Origin of the sequence: Sinomonas terricola, from assembly GCF_034931225.1 — a bacterium.
In the GTDB taxonomy this organism is placed as follows: domain Bacteria; phylum Actinomycetota; class Actinomycetes; order Actinomycetales; family Micrococcaceae; genus Sinomonas; species Sinomonas terricola.
This window is the reverse complement of record NZ_JAYGGQ010000011.1, coordinates 152,674-172,812: the sequence shown is the minus strand read 5'-3', so window position 1 is coordinate 172,812 and position 20,139 is coordinate 152,674. Positions and strand designations below refer to the sequence as shown.

The 20,139-nt window shown below is 70.0% G+C and carries 24 protein-coding genes; 7 read left to right on the top strand and 17 right to left on the bottom strand.

The genetic code is table 11. The annotated features are described in order from the left end of the window. The first annotated feature begins 5 nt into the window (after positions 1-5). On the top strand, positions 6-362 hold the full coding sequence (locus SPF06_RS14830) for a VOC family protein (RefSeq protein WP_323279893.1): 357 nt from the start codon (positions 6-8) through the stop codon (positions 360-362). Positions 363-441: 79 nt separating this feature from the next. Here the strand turns inward: SPF06_RS14830 and SPF06_RS14825 are convergent, their stop codons facing one another. From SPF06_RS14825 to SPF06_RS14810, 4 genes are read right to left on the bottom strand one after another with little or no spacing between them, the layout of a single operon-like run. Beyond that, positions 442-1,440 carry an aldo/keto reductase family protein gene (locus SPF06_RS14825; RefSeq protein ID WP_323279892.1) on the bottom strand — a complete coding sequence of 333 codons (999 nt, stop codon included), beginning with the start codon at positions 1,438-1,440 and terminating at the stop codon, positions 442-444. A gap of 33 nt (positions 1,441-1,473) precedes the next feature. Beyond that, positions 1,474-2,499: a LacI family DNA-binding transcriptional regulator gene (locus tag SPF06_RS14820; protein WP_323279891.1), complete on the bottom strand. Its 1,026-nt coding sequence runs from the start codon at positions 2,497-2,499 to the stop codon at positions 1,474-1,476. 51 nt (positions 2,500-2,550) lie between these two features. After that, complete coding sequence (gene chrA / locus SPF06_RS14815; protein WP_323279890.1) at positions 2,551-3,780, bottom strand: chromate efflux transporter; 1,230 nt, start codon at positions 3,778-3,780, stop codon at positions 2,551-2,553. Continuing rightward, positions 3,780-4,106 carry a hypothetical protein gene (locus SPF06_RS14810; RefSeq protein ID WP_323279889.1) on the bottom strand — a complete coding sequence of 109 codons (327 nt, stop codon included), beginning with the start codon at positions 4,104-4,106 and terminating at the stop codon, positions 3,780-3,782. Before SPF06_RS14810 ends, chrA begins: the two co-directional genes overlap by 1 nt. 177 nt (positions 4,107-4,283) lie before the next feature. Here SPF06_RS14810 and SPF06_RS14805 point away from each other — a divergent pair, with 177 nt between their 5' ends. Further along, a complete protein-coding gene (locus SPF06_RS14805; protein ID WP_323279888.1) occupies positions 4,284-4,787 on the top strand; it encodes a GNAT family N-acetyltransferase in 504 nt (167 codons plus the stop codon). A 58-nt stretch (positions 4,788-4,845) separates the two neighbouring features. Here the strand turns inward: SPF06_RS14805 and SPF06_RS14800 are convergent, their stop codons facing one another. Genes SPF06_RS14800 through SPF06_RS14790 form a run of 3 tightly spaced genes read right to left on the bottom strand, consistent with a single transcriptional unit; the run spans position 4,846 to position 7,804 of the window. After that, complete coding sequence (locus tag SPF06_RS14800) at positions 4,846-6,234, bottom strand: amidase (protein WP_323279887.1); 1,389 nt, start codon at positions 6,232-6,234, stop codon at positions 4,846-4,848. Then, on the bottom strand, positions 6,231-6,437 hold the full coding sequence (locus tag SPF06_RS14795; RefSeq protein ID WP_323279886.1) for a hypothetical protein: 207 nt from the start codon (positions 6,435-6,437) through the stop codon (positions 6,231-6,233). The genes SPF06_RS14800 and SPF06_RS14795 overlap by 4 nt, the downstream gene beginning before the upstream one ends. Next, positions 6,434-7,804, bottom strand: a complete 1,371-nt coding sequence (locus SPF06_RS14790) for an amidohydrolase family protein (RefSeq protein ID WP_323279885.1) — start codon at positions 7,802-7,804, stop codon at positions 6,434-6,436. Before SPF06_RS14790 ends, SPF06_RS14795 begins: the two co-directional genes overlap by 4 nt. 105 nt (positions 7,805-7,909) lie before the next feature. Between SPF06_RS14790 and SPF06_RS14785 the strand changes: the two genes are divergently transcribed. Next, entirely contained in the window at positions 7,910-8,725 is an 816-nt protein-coding gene (locus SPF06_RS14785) for a polysaccharide deacetylase family protein (RefSeq protein WP_323279884.1), read from the top strand. 47 nt (positions 8,726-8,772) lie between these two features. On the opposite strand, the gene SPF06_RS14780 is transcribed toward SPF06_RS14785, so the two are convergent. Beyond that, the gene (locus SPF06_RS14780; protein WP_323279883.1) at positions 8,773-9,246 is read right to left on the bottom strand and encodes a nucleoside deaminase; all 474 of its coding nucleotides are present in this window, start codon (positions 9,244-9,246) and stop codon (positions 8,773-8,775) included. 89 nt (positions 9,247-9,335) lie between these two features. On the opposite strand from SPF06_RS14780, the gene SPF06_RS14775 reads away from it, so the two are divergent. The 4 genes from SPF06_RS14775 to SPF06_RS14760 are packed head-to-tail and all read left to right on the top strand — an operon-like array spanning position 9,336 to position 12,509. Continuing rightward, entirely contained in the window at positions 9,336-10,463 is a 1,128-nt protein-coding gene (locus SPF06_RS14775) for an MFS transporter (protein WP_323279882.1), read from the top strand. After that, a complete protein-coding gene (locus SPF06_RS14770; RefSeq protein WP_323279881.1) occupies positions 10,400-10,768 on the top strand; it encodes a hypothetical protein in 369 nt (122 codons plus the stop codon). Before SPF06_RS14775 ends, SPF06_RS14770 begins: the two co-directional genes overlap by 64 nt. Further along, positions 10,765-11,736 carry a nucleoside hydrolase gene (locus tag SPF06_RS14765; protein ID WP_323279880.1) on the top strand — a complete coding sequence of 324 codons (972 nt, stop codon included), beginning with the start codon at positions 10,765-10,767 and terminating at the stop codon, positions 11,734-11,736. Before SPF06_RS14770 ends, SPF06_RS14765 begins: the two co-directional genes overlap by 4 nt. Then, positions 11,733-12,509: a GntR family transcriptional regulator gene (locus tag SPF06_RS14760; protein ID WP_323279879.1), complete on the top strand. Its 777-nt coding sequence runs from the start codon at positions 11,733-11,735 to the stop codon at positions 12,507-12,509. Before SPF06_RS14765 ends, SPF06_RS14760 begins: the two co-directional genes overlap by 4 nt. Positions 12,510-12,525: 16 nt before the next feature. Here SPF06_RS14760 and SPF06_RS14755 read toward each other — a convergent pair whose 3' ends face one another. The 9 genes from SPF06_RS14755 to SPF06_RS14715 all read right to left on the bottom strand — a co-directional run bounded on the left by SPF06_RS14755 (position 12,526) and on the right by SPF06_RS14715 (position 20,038). Beyond that, the gene (locus SPF06_RS14755) at positions 12,526-13,275 is read right to left on the bottom strand and encodes a maleate cis-trans isomerase family protein (RefSeq protein WP_323279878.1); all 750 of its coding nucleotides are present in this window, start codon (positions 13,273-13,275) and stop codon (positions 12,526-12,528) included. After that, on the bottom strand, positions 13,275-13,913 hold the full coding sequence (locus SPF06_RS14750) for a helix-turn-helix domain-containing protein (protein WP_323279877.1): 639 nt from the start codon (positions 13,911-13,913) through the stop codon (positions 13,275-13,277). Before SPF06_RS14750 ends, SPF06_RS14755 begins: the two co-directional genes overlap by 1 nt. A gap of 68 nt (positions 13,914-13,981) precedes the next feature. Next, a complete protein-coding gene (locus SPF06_RS14745; RefSeq protein WP_323279876.1) occupies positions 13,982-14,743 on the bottom strand; it encodes an aldolase/citrate lyase family protein in 762 nt (253 codons plus the stop codon). Beyond that, complete coding sequence (locus tag SPF06_RS14740) at positions 14,736-15,185, bottom strand: cupin domain-containing protein (protein WP_323279875.1); 450 nt, start codon at positions 15,183-15,185, stop codon at positions 14,736-14,738. Before SPF06_RS14740 ends, SPF06_RS14745 begins: the two co-directional genes overlap by 8 nt. Continuing rightward, complete coding sequence (locus SPF06_RS14735) at positions 15,182-16,105, bottom strand: polysaccharide deacetylase family protein (RefSeq protein ID WP_323279874.1); 924 nt, start codon at positions 16,103-16,105, stop codon at positions 15,182-15,184. Before SPF06_RS14735 ends, SPF06_RS14740 begins: the two co-directional genes overlap by 4 nt. Positions 16,106-16,121: 16 nt before the next feature. After that, positions 16,122-16,994, bottom strand: a complete 873-nt coding sequence (locus tag SPF06_RS14730) for an MBL fold metallo-hydrolase (protein ID WP_323279873.1) — start codon at positions 16,992-16,994, stop codon at positions 16,122-16,124. After that, a complete protein-coding gene (locus SPF06_RS14725; protein ID WP_323279872.1) occupies positions 16,991-17,734 on the bottom strand; it encodes an MBL fold metallo-hydrolase in 744 nt (247 codons plus the stop codon). The genes SPF06_RS14730 and SPF06_RS14725 overlap by 4 nt, the downstream gene beginning before the upstream one ends. A 26-nt stretch (positions 17,735-17,760) precedes the next feature. Beyond that, positions 17,761-18,435: a cysteine hydrolase family protein gene (locus SPF06_RS14720; RefSeq protein WP_323279871.1), complete on the bottom strand. Its 675-nt coding sequence runs from the start codon at positions 18,433-18,435 to the stop codon at positions 17,761-17,763. A 13-nt stretch (positions 18,436-18,448) separates the two neighbouring features. Further along, a complete protein-coding gene (locus SPF06_RS14715) occupies positions 18,449-20,038 on the bottom strand; it encodes an ABC transporter substrate-binding protein (protein ID WP_323279870.1) in 1,590 nt (529 codons plus the stop codon). Positions 20,039-20,139: the final 101 nt, after the last annotated feature.

Genomic DNA, 20,139 nt, shown 5'->3' with positions numbered 1-20,139 from the left:
GCCCCATGGCCATCGCTCGATTCCCCACCGTCGTCATCGACTGCCCCGATCCCGCCGAGCTCGGGGCGTTCTACGCGTCCCTCCTCGACTGGAAGCTGGAGGCCTCCTCTGACTGGGCCGACCTCCGCGCCGACTACGGGGACTGCATCTCCTTCCAGAAGGTTGAGGACTTTCGGGCGCCCGAGTGGCCCACCCAGGACGCCCCTCAGCAGATGCACCTCGACGTCGTCGTGGATGACCTCGACGAAGCCGAGACGGCCGTCCTGGCGATCGGCGCGCGCAAGGCGGAATTCCAGCCGGGCACGACCTTCCGCGTGTTCCTCGACCCGGCGGGCCACCCGTTCTGCCTCTGCAAGGAGTAGCGCGCCGGCACCGATCCATTGCTCCGCAACTGTCGTTATGAGACCTGAGAACGACAGTTGCGGAGCAGTCGATGAGCGGTCAGGGGCGCTTGAGGAAGGATTCGACCTTCGCGGGGTCGCGCTCGACGACGCCGCCGAGCACCTCGTCGACGCGGGCGAGGAGCGCCGGGTCGAGGACGACTCCGGACGCCGTCGCGTTGTCCTTGAGCTGCTCGGGCCGCGAGGCGCCCACGATCGCGGCGGAGATGTTCGGATTCTGCAGGACCCACGCGACGGCGAACGCCGCCATCGAGAGGCCAGCCTCGTCCGCGAGCGGTCGCAGGCCCTGGACGGCCTCGAGGACGGCGGGCTGAAGGTACCGGTGGTCGGCCTTCACCGCCCCCTCCGGCGTGGAGAAGCGGGACGACGCCGGAGCCGCAGCGCCCGGTGCATACTTGCCGGTCAGCACGCCCTGCGCAATGGGCGACCACACGATCTGGCCCAGGCCAAGCTCCTCGCTCAGCGGCACCACCTCGGGCTCGATCACGCGCCACAGCATGTTGTACTGCGGCTGGTTCGAGACGAGCTGGATGCCGAGCTCCTTCGCGAGCGCAACGCCCGCGCGGATCTCGTCCGGGGTCCACTCGGAGACGCCGATGTAGTGGGCCTTGCCGGAGTGCACGATGTCCGCGAACGCCTGCATCGTCTCCTCGAGCGGCGTCTCGTAGTCGTAGCGGTGGGCCTGGTAGAGGTCCACGTAGTCCGTGCGCAGGCGGCGGAGCGAGCCGTTGATCGACTCCATGATGTGCTTGCGGGAGAGGCCGCGGTCGTTCTTCCCCTCGCCGGTGGGGAAGTAGACCTTCGTGAAGATCTCGACGCTCTCGCGTCGCACGCCGTCGAGAGCCTCGCCGAGGGCCGTCTCGGCCCGCGTCCCCGCGTAGGCGTCTGCGGTGTCGAACGTCGTGATGCCGAGGTCGAGGGCCGCGCGGACGCACGAGGTCGCTGCGGCCTGGTCGATCTGCTCGCCGTGCGTGACCCAGTTGCCATACGCGATCTCGCTCACGTACATGCCGGAGTTGCCGAGCTTGCGGTATTCCATGGGGTTCCTTTCGCGGAAGGGGGGGACGGGTAGTCAGGAGCTGCCGGCGCGGAGCCGGCGCGGCGGTGCCGTCGTGCCGCGCACGACGAGGCGTGGTTCGAGGCGCCCGACGGCGGCGGGCTGCCCCGCGAGCGTCGCGACGAGAGCCTCGGCGGCGAGGCGGCCCTGGTCCGCGACTCCGTGGTCGATTGTCGTGAGGCCGACGGCGCGTGCGAGTTCGTGGTTGTCGTAGCCGACGATCGAGACGTCGCGCGGAACGTCGAGGCCCGCGCCACGCAGGGTCGAGAGGGCGCCGAAGGCGAGCTCGTCCGACGCCGCGACGACCGCCGTCGGTGGATCCGCCCTGGTGAGAAGGGACGCCATGGCCGCAACGCCGTCGTCGACCGTGTTCTCGACGCCGAGCTCAAGCTCCGGATCCGGAGGCAGCCCGGCCCCTGCGAGCGCGTCGCGGTAGCCGAGCAGCCGCTCGGCCGGGGGCACGCCCCCGAGGGGCGAGCCCGGGAGCTCCTGGATGCCGATGAACGCGATGCGCTCGTGGCCGAGGTTGACGAGGTGGCGGGTCGCGGCGAGGCCCCCGGCCCTGTCCTCGACCTGCACGGAGGACGCACCCGTGCGCTCCGAGCCTACAAGCGCGACGGCCTGCCCCTGCGCCTCAAGCGCCGCGAACTCCTCGGGTGCGAGCTGGAGGGCGACGACGAGGGCGCCGTCCGAGCGCCCGTGGAGACGCGGGCTCGCGAAGAACTCGGCGCGGAGCGCGGGCGTGGACAGCTCCGTCAGCAGGACGTCGTAGCCCTCACGGCTCAGCACGCGGCCCGCGGCCGCGATGACTTCCGCGAAGAACCACTTCGAGAGCAGCGGGACAACGACGGCGATGGTCCGAGTGCGTCCGGTCGCGAGACGCGATGCGCTCGGAGAGGCGACGTAGCCGAGTTCCTCGGCCGCATCTTGCACGCGCTTGCGGGTGCTTTCGGCGATTCCCGGAATCCCGCGCAGCGCGCGCGACACCGTGGAAACCGAGACGCCAGCACGCTCGGCAACACTCACGACGGAAACTGACACAAGAAGAGCGTAGTCGGGTTCAGCGCTATTTCGCAAGCGCTTGCGAAACGCTCACCGCGGAAGGTGGAGGACGAGGCCGAGGATTCCCGCCGCAAGGACGATCCAGGGCTCGCCCACCTTGAACCGCCACAGGAGGCCTAGCGTGACGAGGCCAATGGCGGCGGTCGCCCAATCCTCGACGGCCTGCCGCGTGAGGACGACGACGGCGCCGGCGAGCGCGCCGGCGGCAGCCGCGGTCGCGCCGGCAACGAAGGCCTTGACGCGTCGATTCTCCCGGTGCCGGATGAACCATCTCCCGAGGAGGACGACGGCGAGATAGATCGGGGTGAAGATTCCCACCGTGGCCACGATCGCGCCGGGAAGCCCGGCGGTGAGATAGCCGATGAATCCCGCCGTGATCACGACAGGACCGGGGGTGATGAGGCCCATCGCGACGGCGTCGAGGAACTGCGACTGGTCGAGCCAGTGGTGCTGGGCGACGACGCCGTCGCGCAGGAGCGGCACGATCGCGAGCCCGGACCCGAAGACAAGGGCGCCAGTCTGGAGAAAAAACAGGCCGAGCGGCACGAGCGTCGCGGCGCCCCCCGCCCCGGCGGCCGCGAACGGCGCCGCGAGCGCGGGCAGGAGCGCGTGCCCGCGGGCGGGCGGAAAGGGCGGCTCGCCGCCCGGCCGCCTCTTCTTGCGCCTGGGCCATGGAGGCGGGGCGTCGAAGAACAGGATGACGAGGCCAGCGCCGAGGATGAGCGGAATGGGCTCGGAGCCCGTGAGAGCCGTGACCGAGAAGACGACGGTGCTGATCGCCCAGAGCCGCCAGTCACGGCGATCCGTGAGCCTGAGGAGCTTGTAGGCGGCAATGAGGATGATGGCCATGACCGCGGGGGCGATCCCATAGAAGAGGGCCTGGACGATGCCGGTTCCCGCGTAGGCGGCGTGCAGGGCGCCGGCGACGACGACCATGAGGAACGAGGGGCCGATGAACGCCGCCGCAACCGCGATGGCACCCCATGGCCCGCGCCGGAGGTAGCCGATCCACATGGCCACCTGCGCGGCAAGGGGCCCCGGCATCGCCTGGCCCAGGGCAACGCCGTCGAGGAAGTCCTGCCGGTCGATCCACTCGCGCTGTTCGACGAGGTCGCGCTGCATGTACCCGACGGTCGCGATGGGACCGCCGAAGCCGATCGTGCCCAGGCGCAGGAAGTAGAGGAGGAACTTGCGGAACGGGACGTCCTCCCCCGGCGTGGTCTCGGACTCGGCGCTGTGACCGCCCGTGCCGTTGGCCATCAGAGGATGACGACGTTCACGACGAACGCGACGAGCGCCCCGGTGGCTATCACGAGGCTTCTGCTGGCCCACTGTTTACTGACGACGAGGGCCGGCGGAAGGGCGCCCGCGATGAGGCAGCCGACGTCTGCGACGCTGACGGCTGGCATGAAGTCGTCGTTCAGCGCGAAGAGATTCGCGATCAGCCGCCAAGCTGCCACGGCGACGAACGTGCCGCCAGCTCCCGCCGCGAGAGAGGTCGCGGACCAACGCGACAACCGCGCGGCGATGGCTACCGCCCCTGCTGAGAGCAGGGCGGCGACGACGATGAGGAGGGGTGAGATCACCGGGGCTCCTTGGATCGGTGGGCCGCGCCAACACTATCGCAACCATGGTGTTCCTTCGTGGGCGAGCAGCCGAAATGGCGAATTCCCGCAGAACTCACACCCCCGTAACGGCACGGAAACGGGTCATGCCTACCGTTTAGTTGCATACCCTTCGATCCAGTCGATCCAGGAGGCGGCATGCAGACCCATCCGAAGCTGACCATCCGTCGAACGTCATGGTCCAACCCCGTGGGCCGAGACCTCCGTACAGCCCAGCAGGCCGAGCTCGACGCGCGCTACGGCCACAGCGAGCATGAGGCCGGCGAGCCGCCCACTGCGGCGGACATGGCCGTCTTCCTCATCGCCTATGAGCGCGCGACGGGGCAGCCGCTCGGCTGCGGCGGCTTGCGCTGGCTGGATCGGACGACGGCGGAGGTCAAGCGGGTCTACGTGCTCCCCTACGCGCGGGGGTCCGGGGTCGCGAGCTCGATTCTCCTGGCCCTCGAGGCCGAGGCCCACGATGCGGGGATCACGCTCGTGATGGCCGAAGCCGGCTCGGCGCAGCCGGACGGACGCATGTTCTACGAGGCCGCCGGCTACCGGCTCGTCCCGAACTTCGGGCCGTATCAGGAGGTCGACGGCTCGGTCTGCTACGCGAAGCCGGTCATGGCGCCCGTGCGGGTCCACGCCGTCGCGAGCTGAGGCGCGGCGCCGGGTGAGACCTGGCCGCGCCGCACCCTGCGAAGGTGACGGCGGGACGTCAGCGGGCCGATACGGGGAGGCGCGGCAGCTCCCGTAGCGGCACCATCGCCTGCCACGGCGAGGCCCGTTCGTAGGCCTCGGCGATTTCGAGAAGGGCGTAGTCCGAGAACATGGGGCCCAGGAGATGCAGGCCGACGGGCAGCCCGCCCGCGAGCCCGCACGGCACGCTCACGGCTGGCAAGCCTGTGAGATTCGCGGCCGAGAGCATGCGCAGCGCGGAGGAGAGCGACTCGCCGTCGGCGTCGCCCGTGAGCTCATGGGCCATCGACTCGAGGCGCGGCGCAGCGACCGGCAGGGTGGGCGAAAGCAGCGCGTCCACGCCGGTGCGCTCGAAGAACGCCGCAAGCGCGGTGCGGAGGTGCGTCCGAACGTCGTGCGCGAGACGGAGGTCGGCGGAGGTCACGAGGGCGCCGGTCTCGATCATCGTGCGGGTCTGCGGAAGATAGCGGTCCGCCGACGTGCGCAGCCGCTCGCGGTGGTGATGCGAGGCCTCCGAAAGCGAGATGGCGAGGCTTGCCGGGAGCGCGAGGTCGAGCTCGGGGAGGCTCACGTCGACGATCTCGAAACCGAGCCGCGCAAGCTCCCCGATCGCGGCGTCGACGATATCCCGCACATCAGGAGCGACCCCCCACGGCGCCCATAGGCCACGGTCGACGGCGAGGCGCGCCGTCGTCGTCGTCCGCGGCGCCGCAGCGGCGGCCGCGGGAGAAGCCAATCCCCGCAGCACGAGCGCGCAGTCCTCGGCGCTGCGCGCGATGGGCCCGATGTGGTCGAGCGTGTGGCTCACAGTGAGCACCCCCGAGCCCGGAACGAGGCCGGACGTCGGCTTGAGCCCCACAAGGCCGTTGACCGAGGCCGGGTTCCGCACCGACCCGCCCGTGTCTGTGCCGAGCGCCGCGGGAACGCTCCCCACCGCGACGGCGACGCCCGAGCCCACGCTCGAGCCGCCCGCGTAGCGACCCGGATCCCACGGGTTCCGTGTGGGCGGCGTGCCCTGCCCGAAGGCGAATTCGTGGGTCCGGAGCTTTCCGAGGATCACGGCGCCGTTGTCGCGGAGCCGCCGGACCGCGCCGGCGTCCCGCATCGCGATGCGTCCCCGCAGCGCGGCGGACCCGCCCTCGGCCGGCAGGCCCCGCACGTCGATGACGTCCTTGACGCCGAGCGGAACGCCCACGAGCGGCCCCCCGCCGCCCCGGCGCACGATCCGGTCGGCCGTGCGCGCCGCGGCCCGCGCGCCGTCGGCGTCGACATGGGCCCACGCGCGCGCGAAGCCTTCCGTTGCGACGACGCGGCCCAGCACCGAGTCGAGGAGTTCGACGGCGGAAAGCGCGCCCTCGCGGATCATCCGGGCCGCCTCCGCGCCCCCCAGCTCCCACGGCTCGCTCATCGCTGCCCTCCGAATTCGCGGCGCAGCGCGTCCATCGCGTCGCGGAAGTCCGCGTAGGCCTCCGCGACCGCGGCCTCGTCCTGCCGCGCGACGTCCGCGCCGACGAGCCGCTCGAGGACGCGGCGCTGCGCCGCGTCCAGAGGCTCCCGCGGCACCGCCTCGCGGGGCACGGGCTCGCGAGGCGTTCCCGCGGGCGCGGTCATCGGCGGGCTCCCGCCGTGAGCGCACCGTCGTGGACGACGCGCTCGCCGTCCACGAAGACGTCGCGCACCTCCCGGAAGTCGCGGGCGTCCGCGAGGACGACGTCGGCCGCGAACCCGGCTCGCAGCTCGCCGCGCTGCGGGGCGAGGCCGGGGATGGCGCGGGCGACGGCGCTCGTCGCCATCGCGACGGCCTCGCCGAGGGTGCGGTGGCCACGGGCGGTGATGTCTTGGACGGCGGCGATGAGCTCGTCGTGCCGGCCGCCGTGGCCGTAGTCCGTGCCGAGGACCTGCACGAGGTCGGGTTCGGCGAGGAGCGCGTCCCAGTGCTCTCGCGTCTGTACCGTGTGCCGCCTGTGGAGGAGGTCGAAGACAGACACTTCGGCGAGCCAGCCGTGTTCGCGGCCGAGCCTCGCGAGCTCAAGCGCCTCGCGGGAGGCGTGGGACGGGTGGTTGGCGTGGCCCGCGATGACCGTCGCGCCGGCGGTCGCTGGATCCTCCATGAGCTCCCGGAGCACCCGTGCGGTCGCCGAGGCGCTATGGACGACGGCGGGCACGCCGAGGCGAGCGGCCGCCCGCACGCCCTCGCGGATGCCCTCGAGCGCGGGGGCGATGGACGGCATGACGGTATCCGCGACGAGGGCCGCGAGCTCGCCTGGCGTGAGGCGGCCCGCGAGCCCGGCGTCGTCGGCCGCCGCGGTGAGTTCGTCGACGTCGACGGTGGCAGCATCCAGGAAGCGCCCGAGCACGGCCTCTTTGAGCCGCCGTGCCTCCGTCTGCGAGATGCGAACGCCTGTGCGGCGCCCGATCGCCGCCGGAAGATACACGAGATCTTGGCCGCCGCCTCCAAGCGTCTGGCCGCCGCCGAGCTCGCCGACGGCGACGGCCCCGTCGTCGAGCATCTTCTCGACGCTGAGCTGCGCCTCGCGCCCGCTCAGCCCGCCGCCGTCGGCGCGCTGCGCGGCCGCGAGCGCCGAGGGAAGGTGCGTCGTGGCGCCGCGGACGTGGACGGGGTGACGGCGGTCCGCCTCCCGGACGTGGTCCATGGTCGCGAAGCCGCACAGGCTCAGGACCGTCGTGGTGCCCGCGAGGAGGTGCCGGTCGAGGTGGCCGAGCCATTCCTCGTCGGGAAGCGCGGGTGCTGCGCTCGGAAAGAGCGGACCGGGGGTCACGCCGTGGGTGTGGCAGTTGATGAGCCCCGGCATCACGAGGAGCCCGGTCGCGTCGATGACCTCGCCGTCGAAGCCGAGCGTCGGATCCCAGCGGTCGAGGACGGCGTCGATCCTGCCGTCGGCGAGGACGAGCGCGCCTGCCTCGATCACGCCTCCTGTGCCGGTGACGAGGGTTCCCCCGCGAATGAGCGTGGACATCGCCCTCCCTGTACACTAATTTCATAATATCGAAGTTGCTTCACTATAACCGGGTCGAGCGGCTCTCGGAATCCCCCCTGAGCCTCGACGGAGAGGACGCCCACGGTGCCCGACGGAGCCTACTCCCGCGACCTCACCGGCTACGGCGAGCACCCGCCCGCGGTCACGTGGCCGGGTGGCTCCCGCGTCGCCGTCTCGCTCGTGCTCAACATCGAGGAAGGTGCGGAGCGGAGCTCCGCCCCCGGCCAGGAGACCGCCATCGACTACGGAGCCCGCGCGGGAATCTGGCGCGTCCTGCGCATCCTCGACCGGCACGGGGTCAAGGCCACGGCGTTCTGCTGCGCCCTCGCCCTCGAGTCCAACCCGGCCATCGCGGCGGCCCTCGCGGAACGCGGCTACGAGATCGCCGACCACGGCTACGGCTGGGACGCCCACGCGGGCCTGACCCCCGAGGCGGAGCGGGAGCTCATCGTCGCCTCACGGGACTCGATCGCCGCCTCCACGGGAGACCGGCCGACGAGCTGGTACTCGAAGGATGGGCTCAACCCCCACACCCGCAGACTGCTCGTCGAGGAGGGGTTCGCGTACGAGTCGAACAGCTTCAACGACGATCTTCCACACTGGGGCGCCGACGCTGCGCGCCTGCCCGTGCTTCCCTACTCTGGAGACACGAACGACGCAGGGCTCATGAGCCAGTTCCCCACGGGCCAGGCCTTCGCCGAGCATCTCATCGGCTGCCTCGACCTGCAGCTCGACGACCCTCGGGGCGGCCCCTCGGTCATGAGCGTCGGGCTGCATCCGCGGATCATCGGGCGCCCGGCGTACGCGGGCGCGCTCGACCGCTTCCTCGAGCACGCGATCAGTCGGGGGGCGTGGATCGCGACGCGGCGCGAGATCATTGAGGCGTGGCTCGGCCTGTAGCGAGCCTCCATTGCCTCCCGCAGACTCGATGCGCCCCCGCTGACTGTCTAGTCCCAGAACCCGCGGTGGGGATCCGCGGCTTCCTCCTCCAGATGTGGCCCCGAGACCTCGGTCTCGCGCTGGCCGCCTGCGAAGACGAGACGGCAGGGGTGGGCCAGCGTCGGATTGTCGGGGTGCGAGCCGGTCAGCGCGAGGAGCCCGGTTTCAGCCAGCGCATAGACGACGCGGCCGATCCCGACCCAGTAGATCGCGCCAGAGCACATCGCACAGGGTTCACAGCTCGTGTAGAGCGTGTGGCTGAGCAGCTCGGACCGGGGGATCGTCGTCGAGGCCAGGCGGACCAGGTTGGTCTCGGCGTGGCCGGTGCAGTCCCCGCTCGTGGTCACGGTGTTCTCTGCTTCGAGGACCACGTCGCCTGCGGCGTTGGCTAGCACCGCCCCGAATGGGTGATTCCCGTGGGCCTTGGCGTCCTTGGACACCTGGACGGCTCGGCGGAGGAGCCGACGATCATTCTCATTCATGCGGTCAAACATAACACAGGCTCGTACTATGCACCCGTAATACGAGTAAGTACTATGTCTTCACGGACTGTGACCGAAGGAGTTCTCCAATGTCCACGACTGACCAAACCGCCGCCGTCCAGGAGGCCCCCACGCTTCGTGGCGCGCGGGTGGTGATCCTGGTGGGTGCCCTGATGCTCACCGTGCTCGCATTCCAGCTCAATGCGAGCCTGCTATCCCCGGCACTCCCGGCAATCTCGCGCGACCTGCTGGTCGACGCCAACGCAGTGTCGCAAGTGCAGTCGCTGTTCTTCCTGTCAGGCTCAGTGCTCGGCATGGTCATCTCCCGATGGTCGGACACGATCGGACGGCGCCCGGCCCTCTTCATCACGCTGGGGATGCTTCTGGTCGGCACGGGCCTGACCCTGATCGCGCCCTCGCTTCCCGTGCTGCTGGCTGGCCGGATCCTGCAGGGCTCGGCGTCAGGGTCGTTCACGATCGCGTTCCTGGTGCTCGCCGAAGAGCTCACAGCCAAGCAGTTCGGCATCGCGGTCGGCATAGTCACCGCCGTCAACGGCGGCCTCGGTGGCCTCGACGGCTACATCGGCGGGTCCGTGACCGACGCGTTCGGCTGGCGAGCGGTGTTCCTGATCATCCTGGGCGTCAGCATTTTGGCCACGGTCAGCGTGATCTTCGCTGTGCCCTGGCACCGGCGCTCAGCCGCCCGCCGCATGGACTGGGTCGGCGCCGCGCTGCTGGCCGTGTTCCTGGTGTCCCTCACGCAGTTGATCGGCGCCCTCTCCAGCAACGGCCTTTCCGACGCCGCCAGCCTCCTCTGGCTCGCGGGCGCCGTCGGGAGCGCGGTGGCATTCGTCGCCGTCGAGCGCAAGACCCGCCAGCCCCTCATCCCCGTCCCCGCACTGCGCTCCCGCAAGGTCTGGCCCGTCCTGATGAGCACGTTCCTGACCCTGGCGGGCGTCTTCTCTTCGACCAACTTCACCATCATCCTGCTGAGCCAGGACCATAAGGTCGGATACGGGCTCGATGCCAGCATCTCGGGTCTTCTGTACCTGACCCCCACCGCCTTTGCGGGGGTGATCGCAGCGACCGTCGCAGGATGGCTCGCGCAGAAGATGGGATGGGTCGTCTCCCTGCGAGTCTCCACCGCGCTATTGTGCTGCTTTCCGCAGCCCTGGCGGTCTTCGCCCTCGACGCGAGGATCGCCTTCGGGGTCCTGATCGCGATGGGGCTGTTCTACTTGGGACAGTTCCAGTCCACCGCGAACGGCCTGGCCGTGCTCAACGCACCCGAGGACGCACCCGGGTCCCTGCCCGGGATCAACGGCGCATGCTTCGGCCTGGGCGCATCCACTGGCATCGCGATGGTCGCCCCACTGGTCAATCTCGGCACCGCGGCAGGGTACCAAGCCGCCCTGTGGGTCTCAGCCGGGCTCGCCGCCGCAGGCCTTGTCAGCGCTCTCATCCTCCGTCCGACCACCCATTCCATGCCTGCCAAGGCTCTCGTGATCAAGGGACACGCATGAAGACCTCCGTAAGCCTCTACCTCGACTGCGACACCGGCATCGACGACGCCCTCGCCTTGACCTACCTGCTGAACACTCCAGCCGTCGACCTTGTGGGCATCGGCACTGTCTCGGGAAACACCTCCTCCGAGGAAGCGGCGGTGAATACTGCGGCGCTGCTCGCGCTGGCGGACCGGTCCGAGATCCCGGTCGCGGTCGGCGCGCATGACCCCATCGCAGGCTCGTACCGAGGAGGGGCCCCGGACGTGCACGGCAGCAACGGCGTCGGAGACGTCGCCTTGTCTGGGGGCGCGGCACCCGTGGCCGAGACCGCGCCGCACATGATCGTCCGCCTCGCCCGCACCCACCCGGGGAAGCTGGACGTCGTCGCCATCGGCCCGCTCACCAATCTGGCCAAAGCCCTCGAACTGGACCCCACGCTGCCGAACCTCGTGTCGACCCTCACCATCATGGGCGGCGCGGTGTGGGTGCCTGGCAACATCACTGCTGCGGCCGAGGCGAACATCTTCAACGACGCCGAAGCCGCCCGCCGCGTGTTCCGCGCTGGCTTCCGGATCAACCTCGTCCCGCTCGACGTGACCCTCCAGCATCGCTTCGACGACGGCGACGCCGACCTCCTCGCCCGCACCGGCTCGGACCTCCACATTGCTCTGGGGCAGATGCTTCACCGCTACATCGACTTCTACGAAAGCGTCGACTTCATCCGCCGGGCACCCCTGCACGACCCGCTCGCCGCGGCCATCGCGGCCGGCGAAGTCACCCCCACGCAAATTCGCGAAGTCCCACTTGACGTCGTGCTCGAATCAGCGAACCGCGGGCAGACAGTTCCGGTGGACACCCCTGGCGATCCTCTCGTGCGGGTCATCGTCGCCGCCCAAGAGTCGGCGGCGACAGTGATCCTCGACCGCATCATGGCCAGCGCTGTGAGAACCGCTCCATCCCCTTCTGCTGAGAGACTTGGGACGTGAACACCGTAGAGAGCGCGCTGCGCGGACCGCTGCCGACGCATGGCAAAGTCCCCCTCCGGGTGGCAGCGTACATGCGGATCAGCGACGCCATCCGCAGCCGCGCCCTGCCCCCTGCGTCGCTGCTGCCGTCGGAGTCGGAGCTCGTGGATCTCCTTGGGGTGTCCCGCACGGTCGTCCGCGAAGCCCTGATCTTCCTTGAGGAGGACGGCCTCATCCGCTCCAGGAAAGGGATCGGACGGTTCGTCAGCGAGCAGCTTCCGCGTTCCGGGATCGAGAAGGTCCAGGCCGCGGAGGTGATGCTCGCCGACGGGGGGACCGTGCGAGTCGAACGCATCGAGCGATCACTCCAGGAAACCACCGCATCGTTCGCTGCGGAGGCGCTGCACCTCGCCGAGTCCGATCCGTCATGGTTCATCGAGAGCGTCATCCTCCGCAACGAGACCCCCGTCGCCCTCGTGCAAGAGCACCTGCCGACGCCGGACGCCTTCGCCGAAGAGCTCTCGGCCGTCGCCGCCATCCTCGCGGACCCACCGCCCGGCCAGACGATCCTCGGAGCCATCCTCGCCGCCGGCCTGCGTCCAAGCAAAGGCGTAACCGACATCTCTGCGGGAACGGCAGGCACCCACCGCGCAAAACTCATCGAGGCATCCGCCGCCCAGCCCGTGCTTCTCCTCACCAGGACGCTGCAGCTCAACGACCGGGCCTTCTACATCAGCAAGATCCTCGTCGACCCCCGAAAGACGCACGTGTCCGTCGCCCACAGCACTTTCTGACCGCAGGCGGTCTCGGTCAAACCTCGAAGAGCCGCCCCCACCCAGGCGTCGGCTGGGCGGCGCCCGCAAGGCGCAGGAGCTTCCAGAGCGTCGCGACCGCGCTGTCGACGACGGGCACGCCGAACTCCCGCTCGAACTCCGGCACGAGGTAGCCCGCGCGCAGGTTCGTCCCGATGCACACGACCGCCTCGGCGTCGGGCACAAACGCGGGTCGCATGAGGGTTGCGATGTCCTCGGCGGGCAGGCGTGCGATCTCCGGGTTCGAGAGGACCGTCTCGGGCGTCGACGTCGCGACGACCTCGAGGCCCGAGCGCGCATACTCCTGCGCGATGAGGTCGGCGATCGGCGCGGGACCGGGAAAGACGACGGCGATGCGGGTCGCCCCAAGTGCGGCGAGGGCATCGACGACGGCGAGGGACGCCGTCGTCGCCGGCGCACCCGTCGCGGCGGCGAGGGACGCGCTCAGGTTCCGATCGCCGTCGAGCCCTACCCAGCTGCCCGAAGTGCCGTGGAAGGCGACGGCGTCGAGCTCGGCATCTGCAAGCAGGCTCGGCGCGTCGCCGAGAACCGCGGCGTCGATCGCATCCCCGAGCTCGGGAGGGAGCCGGAAGCGGCTGTAATGTACGCCGACGTCGGGGCGGTGCGCGAGAAGCGCGGCCGTGAGCGTCTCCGCGTTCGAGTTCGACGACGGGACGAGCATCCCGAGGCGGACGCGCGGACCAGGGGCGCCTGCCGACCCGGGAGAGCTCGGGCCGGGGCGCGCCATCAGTGCGCCCGGCCGAGCGACGGCGGCGTGGAGATCGCGATCATGACGGCGGCCGAATCGGTCCGGTTGTGCCACCAGTGCGGGAGCGACGAATCATACGTGAGGCTGTCCCCGGCCTCGAGGTGGAACTCTTGGCCTCCCACGGTCGCGACGAGCGAGCCGGACTGGACGATCACGCACTCCTCGCCCTCGTGCGAATCCGACGAATTCGCGCCGTCGAAATGCGCCGGGATCGTCATGCTCACAACCCCAAGCTTGCGCTCCGTGTCCGGGACGATGAGCTCCATGACGACGCCCTGGGACGGAATCTCGATGCGGCGACGGTCTGCGCGGCGCACGAGCATGTTGTGACGGCCCCCGGGCGGCTCGTTGAACATGCTCGCGAGCGGGAGGTCGAGCGAGCTCGCGAGCCTGAGGAGCGTCGCGAAGGAGGGATTCCCGATCCCGCGCTCGATCTGGCTGATGAGGCCGGCGCTCACCCCCGCGCGCTCCGCGAGCTCCTCGACCGTGTACCGGCCGACGCGCTGCTCCCGGATCGTGGCGCCGATCCGGGCAATCCAGAAATCGCGATCGACGGCCTCGCCGTTGGCGGTGGCGTTCCCGCTCACGCTGGCTGTGCCGTTCGGAGAGTCTCCCACGCAGGGCTCCTTCAATATGTCTCGGTTGGCGGCATTGTACCGAGCTGACGGGGACGTGACGCTGGATGTCATGCCGATTGCGACGCGACGAATCCCGCGAGCAGCGTCGCGAGCTCGCGCTCCCAATAGACGGCGCAGCGATCGGCCCCGCGGGCGAAGACTTCGTTCGCGCGGGCCATCGACGGCGCGGGCAAGCCCACGCTGTGCCCGGCGCCGCGCAGCGTCTCGACGACCGACTGCATGGCCTTGTCGAGATAGTCAGGGGCCGACCGGCCGTCCCGCTGCAGATCGGCCGCGAGGTCGGTGGGCCCGAGCCAGCCCCCGCCGAACGCCTCGCAGGCCGCGAAGCCCTCGGCCTCCGCGACCGCGTCGACGGTCTCGAACAGGACGCTCAGCACGGGCTCGCGGCTGAAATCCGTGCCGAAGCCCGAGGCAGGTGAGACCTGTCGCGAACGCAGCCCGCGCGGCGCGTACGCAATGGCCTCGCGGGCGCGCTCGAGTTCGCCGACGCTGCGGAGATGCGGGAGCACGAGCTCGTCAACTCCCGTGTTCGCAAACGCCACAAGCGTGTTGGGCTCGAGGTCCGGAACGCGGACCGAGACCCTCACCCCGGTTCCGCGCAGCCGCTGCACCGCGCCCGCGCAGGCTTGGACGTCGAGCGGGGTCTGCTCGGCGTCGAGCACCACGAAGTCGACTCGCGCGTGGGCGAGAACCGCGAGGAGCGTCGGGCTCGTGTCCGCCGTGATGAGGCCGACGGCGCGGCGTGCCTCACGCGCCGCGCCCGCCTCGTACGTCGCGCGGGCCTCATGGGCTATACGGGCCTCATTCATCGTGGACGAACTCCCAGTCGGCCGGCTTGCTCACGCCGACCACGAGGTCGACCGGCGTGTCCGTGTCGTTCCGCGCCCCGTGCGTGAGGCCGCGCGGAATGTAGATGCCGTCGCCGGGCTTGGCCCGGTACTCCTGGTCGCCGAGGAAGACGAGCGGGGTCCCCGAGATGACCACATAGAACTCGGACGCGTCGGGATGGTGGTGGCATAGGTGCCGCTGGCCGGGAAGGATGCGGCCCCAGCTGATGCAGAGATCGTCCGAATCGCTCAGATCGCGCGAGATGAGGGTCGAGACGAGTCCTTGGTCCCGCTGCCCGCTGAGGCCGACGCGGTCGAGTTCTTGGAAGCCCTGCTCGTGGACATTGTGCACGAGCTTCGCGAGATCTGCGGTCCGCCTACTGTCAGTGCGCGGACCGTCGGTGCGGCCGTCCACGGCGCTCACGAGGCAATCTCCTCGAAGACGCCGCGCTGCGGTTCCGCGGGCGCGTGCTCAAGCCACCACCGCGCGATCTCCTCGCGCGTCGCAAACCACACGCCCGTCTGCGCGCGCGCGTACTCGAGGAATCGGCGAACGCCGTGGGCGACGCTCGGCCGACCGCCGATGCGCAAGTGGATCCCGACCGACATCATCTTGGGAACGTCCTCCCCCTCGAGGAGAAGGCAGTCGAGGGTGTCCTTCAGGACGCTGAAGAAGTCGGCCCCGGTTCCGAGACTCCCGGGCCCCCAGAAGCGTCCGTCGTTCGTATCCCCCGCGTAGGGAAGGACGAGGTGCCGCGCCGTGCCGGCCTGGACGAAGTACGGGAGGTCGTCGGCGTAGGAGTTCGAGTCGTAGAGGAATCCCTCGTCGGCGAGGATGGCCCGCGTGTTCTCGGTGATGTCCTCGCGGACGTACCAGCCGACGGGGGTCACGCCCGCCGTGGCCTCGATCGCTGCCCGCGCCGCGCGGATCTCAGCGCGCTCCTCGTCCGGGGTCATGCCCGCCGTCCCGCGCCAGCGGTAGCCGTGGGCGCAGATCTCGTGCCCGTCCCGGGCGATCGCGCGGGCCGCCTCGGGGTTCTTCTCGAGCGCGGCGCCGCAGGCCATGAACGTCGCGGGGATTCCCACCTCGCGCAGCATCGCGAGGTAGCGCCAGACGCCGACGCGCGGGCCGTACTCGAAGAACGACTCCTTCATGAGGTTCCGGCGCGACGGGTCCGAGGACCAGCCGCCGAAGATCACGATGTCCTCGTCCGCCTCGTCGCCCCAGGCGATAGACCGTTCGGCCCCTTCTTCGTAATTGACGACGACGGAGACCGCCACCTTCGCGCCCCCCGGCCATTCGACCACGGGAGGGTTCTCCCCGTATCCGATGAGATCTCTCATGTCCGTACTCCTTTACCTAAATCCTTGCGTCCTCGTAGACCCGCCGATGGGCCGCGAGGGACGTCGCGAGCATGCCGTCCACGTCGTCGATGACGTTGCCGTGGGCGGGGCCGATGAGCTCTGTGGGCAGCTCGGCGAGCGTTCGCTCGATCTCCGCGAACGCCGAGCTCACGTCGACGAACTTGGTCCAATACAGGGCGCGCCCCGTGCCATACGCGGCCTGCTCGACCGACGGCGGCGCGGGCATCTCTGATGAGAGCAGCCGGCACTGGCCCGGCCGGTGGGCCGGCTCGTCCTCGCCGTCCGGCGAGGGGACGTCATGGATGAACGAGAAGCCGTCCGAGACGAACAGCATGCGAGCCCCGCTGTCGTAGCCCCATAGGGTGTTCTCGAGATCCCGGATATACGCCGGGAGGAAGCGGAATTCCCGTCCGCCCAGATCGATCGCGTCCCCGGGCCGCTTCGCGTCGAAGCGTCCTTCGGACTCGGGGAAGTGCAGCGCGTAGTCACGGACGTCTCCCACCACGCGGGCTCCCGGGAACCGCTCGAGCAGCGCGGGAAGGTTGCCCGCATGCGGAATCTCCGGATGGGTCGGGAACACGTAGTCGAGCGGCCGGCCGCCGAGTGCCCGCTCGAGCTGGTCGAGGACGAGCGGCCGGTGCGCGGGATCGCCCGTGTCGACGAGGAGCGTCGCCCTGGAGCCGATCACGAGGTAGGAGGAGACGTGGTAATGAACCTCTTCGCCCGCCGAGAAGGCCGAAAGGCAGCCGCCCAGCCAGAACACGCCGTCGGCAATCCGGCGAGCTGCGGCGTCGGCACTCTCCCTACGCCCGCCCCCTCGGGGCTGCCCCGCGACGCGGCGAGCTGCGGCGTCGTCGTCGTTGGTCATCGCCTTCCCACCTCCTCAAGGCTCGCCGCGAGGCGCGCGGCCTCACGGCGGCACTCCGCCTCGCCGATGAACGGGAAGCCGTAGCCCGGGCCGATCGCCGTGACCAGCCGTCGTCCGACGACGCGCAGCACGTCAAGCGCGATGGGGCGCGTGTCCGCTCCCGCGAACCAGCGGAACTTCACGAGGCCCTCCGCCGGGTCGCCCGGCTCGCCGTCGGCGACGCCGTGCGTGAACGCGTCCGAGGTGAGCAGGGCGCCCGACGGCGGGTCGTAGACCCAGAGCGTGGGCAGGAGCCGCAGGAGCGGGGAGACGAGCTGGACGACGACGCCGGGGCGCACCTCGACGTCGAGCGACGTCCCCGGCTCGACCGAGACCCGGCGGGCCGGCGCGGACGAGCGCGGGACCGTGATGCCGCCCGTGTACCAGACCGCGTCCACGGGGTGGCTCGCCTCGATCGCCGGGACGTTGAGGCAGCACTCCATCTCCGTCCTCGTGAGGAGGATCGTGAGTGGCTCGCCTGGTTCCAGCAGCTCTCCGAGCTGGCCGAGGATCTCGGCCTCGTGGCGCCGCACGCCGGTGTCGACGAGGACGGCGCCGCTCTCTCCCCTGATGAGATACGCGTTGACCGGCTGGGGACGTCGGACGCCCTCTGGACACCAGCTCACGTGCTCATCCAGGGCGATCTCGCCGCCAAGGCGATGCACCCTCGTGCCCGCGAGGCCCACGGGCGGGGCCAGCACTCCCGCGCTCCTGTTCATCGCTTCCCTCAGGCTCCCCGCGCGGCGTCCCACACGGCGGCGGCCTCCGCAACGCTGCAGATGTCGTGGCGCGCGCGCATGACCGTGAGCGCGGCGTCGTGGACCGTCGTGTCGTAGGCGCCGACGGCGTCCTCAAGCAGCACGGCGTAGAAGTCGTGGTGCACGGCGTCCCGCAGCGTGGCCTCGACGCAGCCGCCCGTCGAAACCCCGACAAGCGCGACCGACTCGATGCCCTGGCTCCGCAGGAGGAGGGCGAGCTCGGTCGCGACGAACGCGCTCGGGCGGCGCTTCGTGATGACGGGCTCGCCGTCGAGGGGGAGGCACTCGTCGCAGAATTCCGTGGCCGGATCGCCCTTGACGCTGAGCTTGCCCAGATCGATCGGGCGGCCGTTGGACGCCGTGTAGAGCGCGCGAAGCCAGGCCGCCGGCGAGCTCGCGCCGTCGGGCAGGTTCTCGACGCGGATGTGGAAGACCGGGACGCCGTTGCGGCGAGCCGCGTCGATCGCCGCGCGGCATTGCTCGCGGACGCGGGGCATCATGCTCAGGTCATGGCCCGAATCCCCGATGGCTCCGCCGGGGAAGACCGCTCCCTTCTGCATGTCGATGACGACGAGGGCCGTGGTCGCGGGGTCGAGGAGCTCGTCGAGGGTGTCGCGGACGAGCTTTCCGCACAGTTCGATCATGATTCACTTCCTCCTAGCTGCCGAGGGCGTTGAAGTAGACCTGGCCGTTGGTGAGCGGGCTTGCGCCCGTGAGGCCCTTCTTCGCTGCGATGAGGCCGCGCGTCTCGACAAGCGAGAGGATCGGGGCGCCCGCATCGACGACGGCGGTCATCTGCTTGATGAGGTCGTTCCGCTGGGCAGTCTGATCCTGGGGCGTCGCGGCGAGCTTCGTCCGGAGCTCGTCGAACTTCGCGTCCTTCCAGCCCGTCGTGTTGCTCGGCGCGTTCCCGGCGTAGTACGCGAAGCTGTAGAACGCGGGATCCGCGATGACGATCGGCTCCGAATAGAGCACCGCCTCGAAGCGGCCCTGGATGAGCGCGCTCGAGAAGTCGGTCGAGCTCGCGACGTTCTGGAGCTGGACGGTGACGCCGATCTGGCTCAGCATCGACTGGATGAGCACGGACGACTTGTTCGCGACGGGCCCGGGCCGCGTCGCGCTGTAGCTCAGCGTGAGCTTGAAGCCGTTCGCGTAGCCGGCGTCCGCCATGAGCTTCTTCGCCCCGGCCGCGTCGAACTTGTACACGCCTGAGGGGTCGCCGCCGGGGAACGTCGCCTGGGCCGCCTTGCCGTAGCCGGCGTAGGCGCCCTTCACGAGGGCATCGCGGTCGATCGCCATCGAGAGGGCCTGGCGCACGCGGGCGTCGGAGAGGGGACCGGACTTGACGTTGAACATGAGCGTGTCCCGCGTTGCGCTCGGGCAATTGAGCACCGTCACGTCGGGGGACTTCCCGAGGGATGCGTACTGGTCGTACTCGAAGCCGTTCGCGATCTGCGCCTCGCCCGACTGCATGAGCTGGCTGCGGGTCGAGGTGTTCGGCACGGCCTTCACGACGACGCGCTTGACCGAGCCGCGCTGGCCCTCCCACTTGGGATCGGCCGTGACGGTGAGGGACGTTCCCGGCGTGAACTCCTCGAGGTCCCATCCGCTGTAGTCGGCGAGATTCTTCGAGAGCCAGTTGTTCGCCGTCGGATCGTCCGCGGTGATGTGCTTCTTCGCCTCGACGCTGTCGTGGATGTAGAACAGGTTGTTCTGGAGGGACTCGATGCTGAACGACGTGAGGGCGGTCGTGTTGAGCTCGACCGTCTGGTCATCGATGACCTTGGCCACGTTGTTGACATCGAAGCCGCTGCTCGCGAGCGTGCCCTTCATGACCGGCTGGCGCACCATGCCGATCTGGAGGCTCCACCGGACGTCCTCGGCCGAGAGCGTGTGGCCGAACTGGCTCGTGAGCTTCCTGAGCTTGACGATGATGCCTTTGCCGTCCGGGGCGGGGGTCGCGCTCTCGGCGAGCCGGCCGGACACCTCGGTGGTGGGCTGGCCGCACGGATCTGAACTCGTCGCGGTGGACTTGTATTGGAGCAGCTGCGAGCCGAGGCCGCTCAGCACGACGTGGGAGGCGCTTCCGCCCCAGGGGGCGGGTGTGAGGCTGTCGGGCAGGGCCCCGACGGCAAGGACGATGCTGTCCGGCTGAGTGGGGGACGCGGAACTGCCGCCTCCGCAGCCGGTCAGGGAAACCGCAAGGGCGGCGGCCAGGCCGCCGGAGAGCAGACGCAAGCGATTCATGGTCTTACACCGGTTTCTTTGGGGTGGGGTGGGTGGGGGAAGAACAGGTGGGGTGGGTGGGGGAAGAACAGGTGGGGTGGGTGGGGGAAGAACAGGTGGGT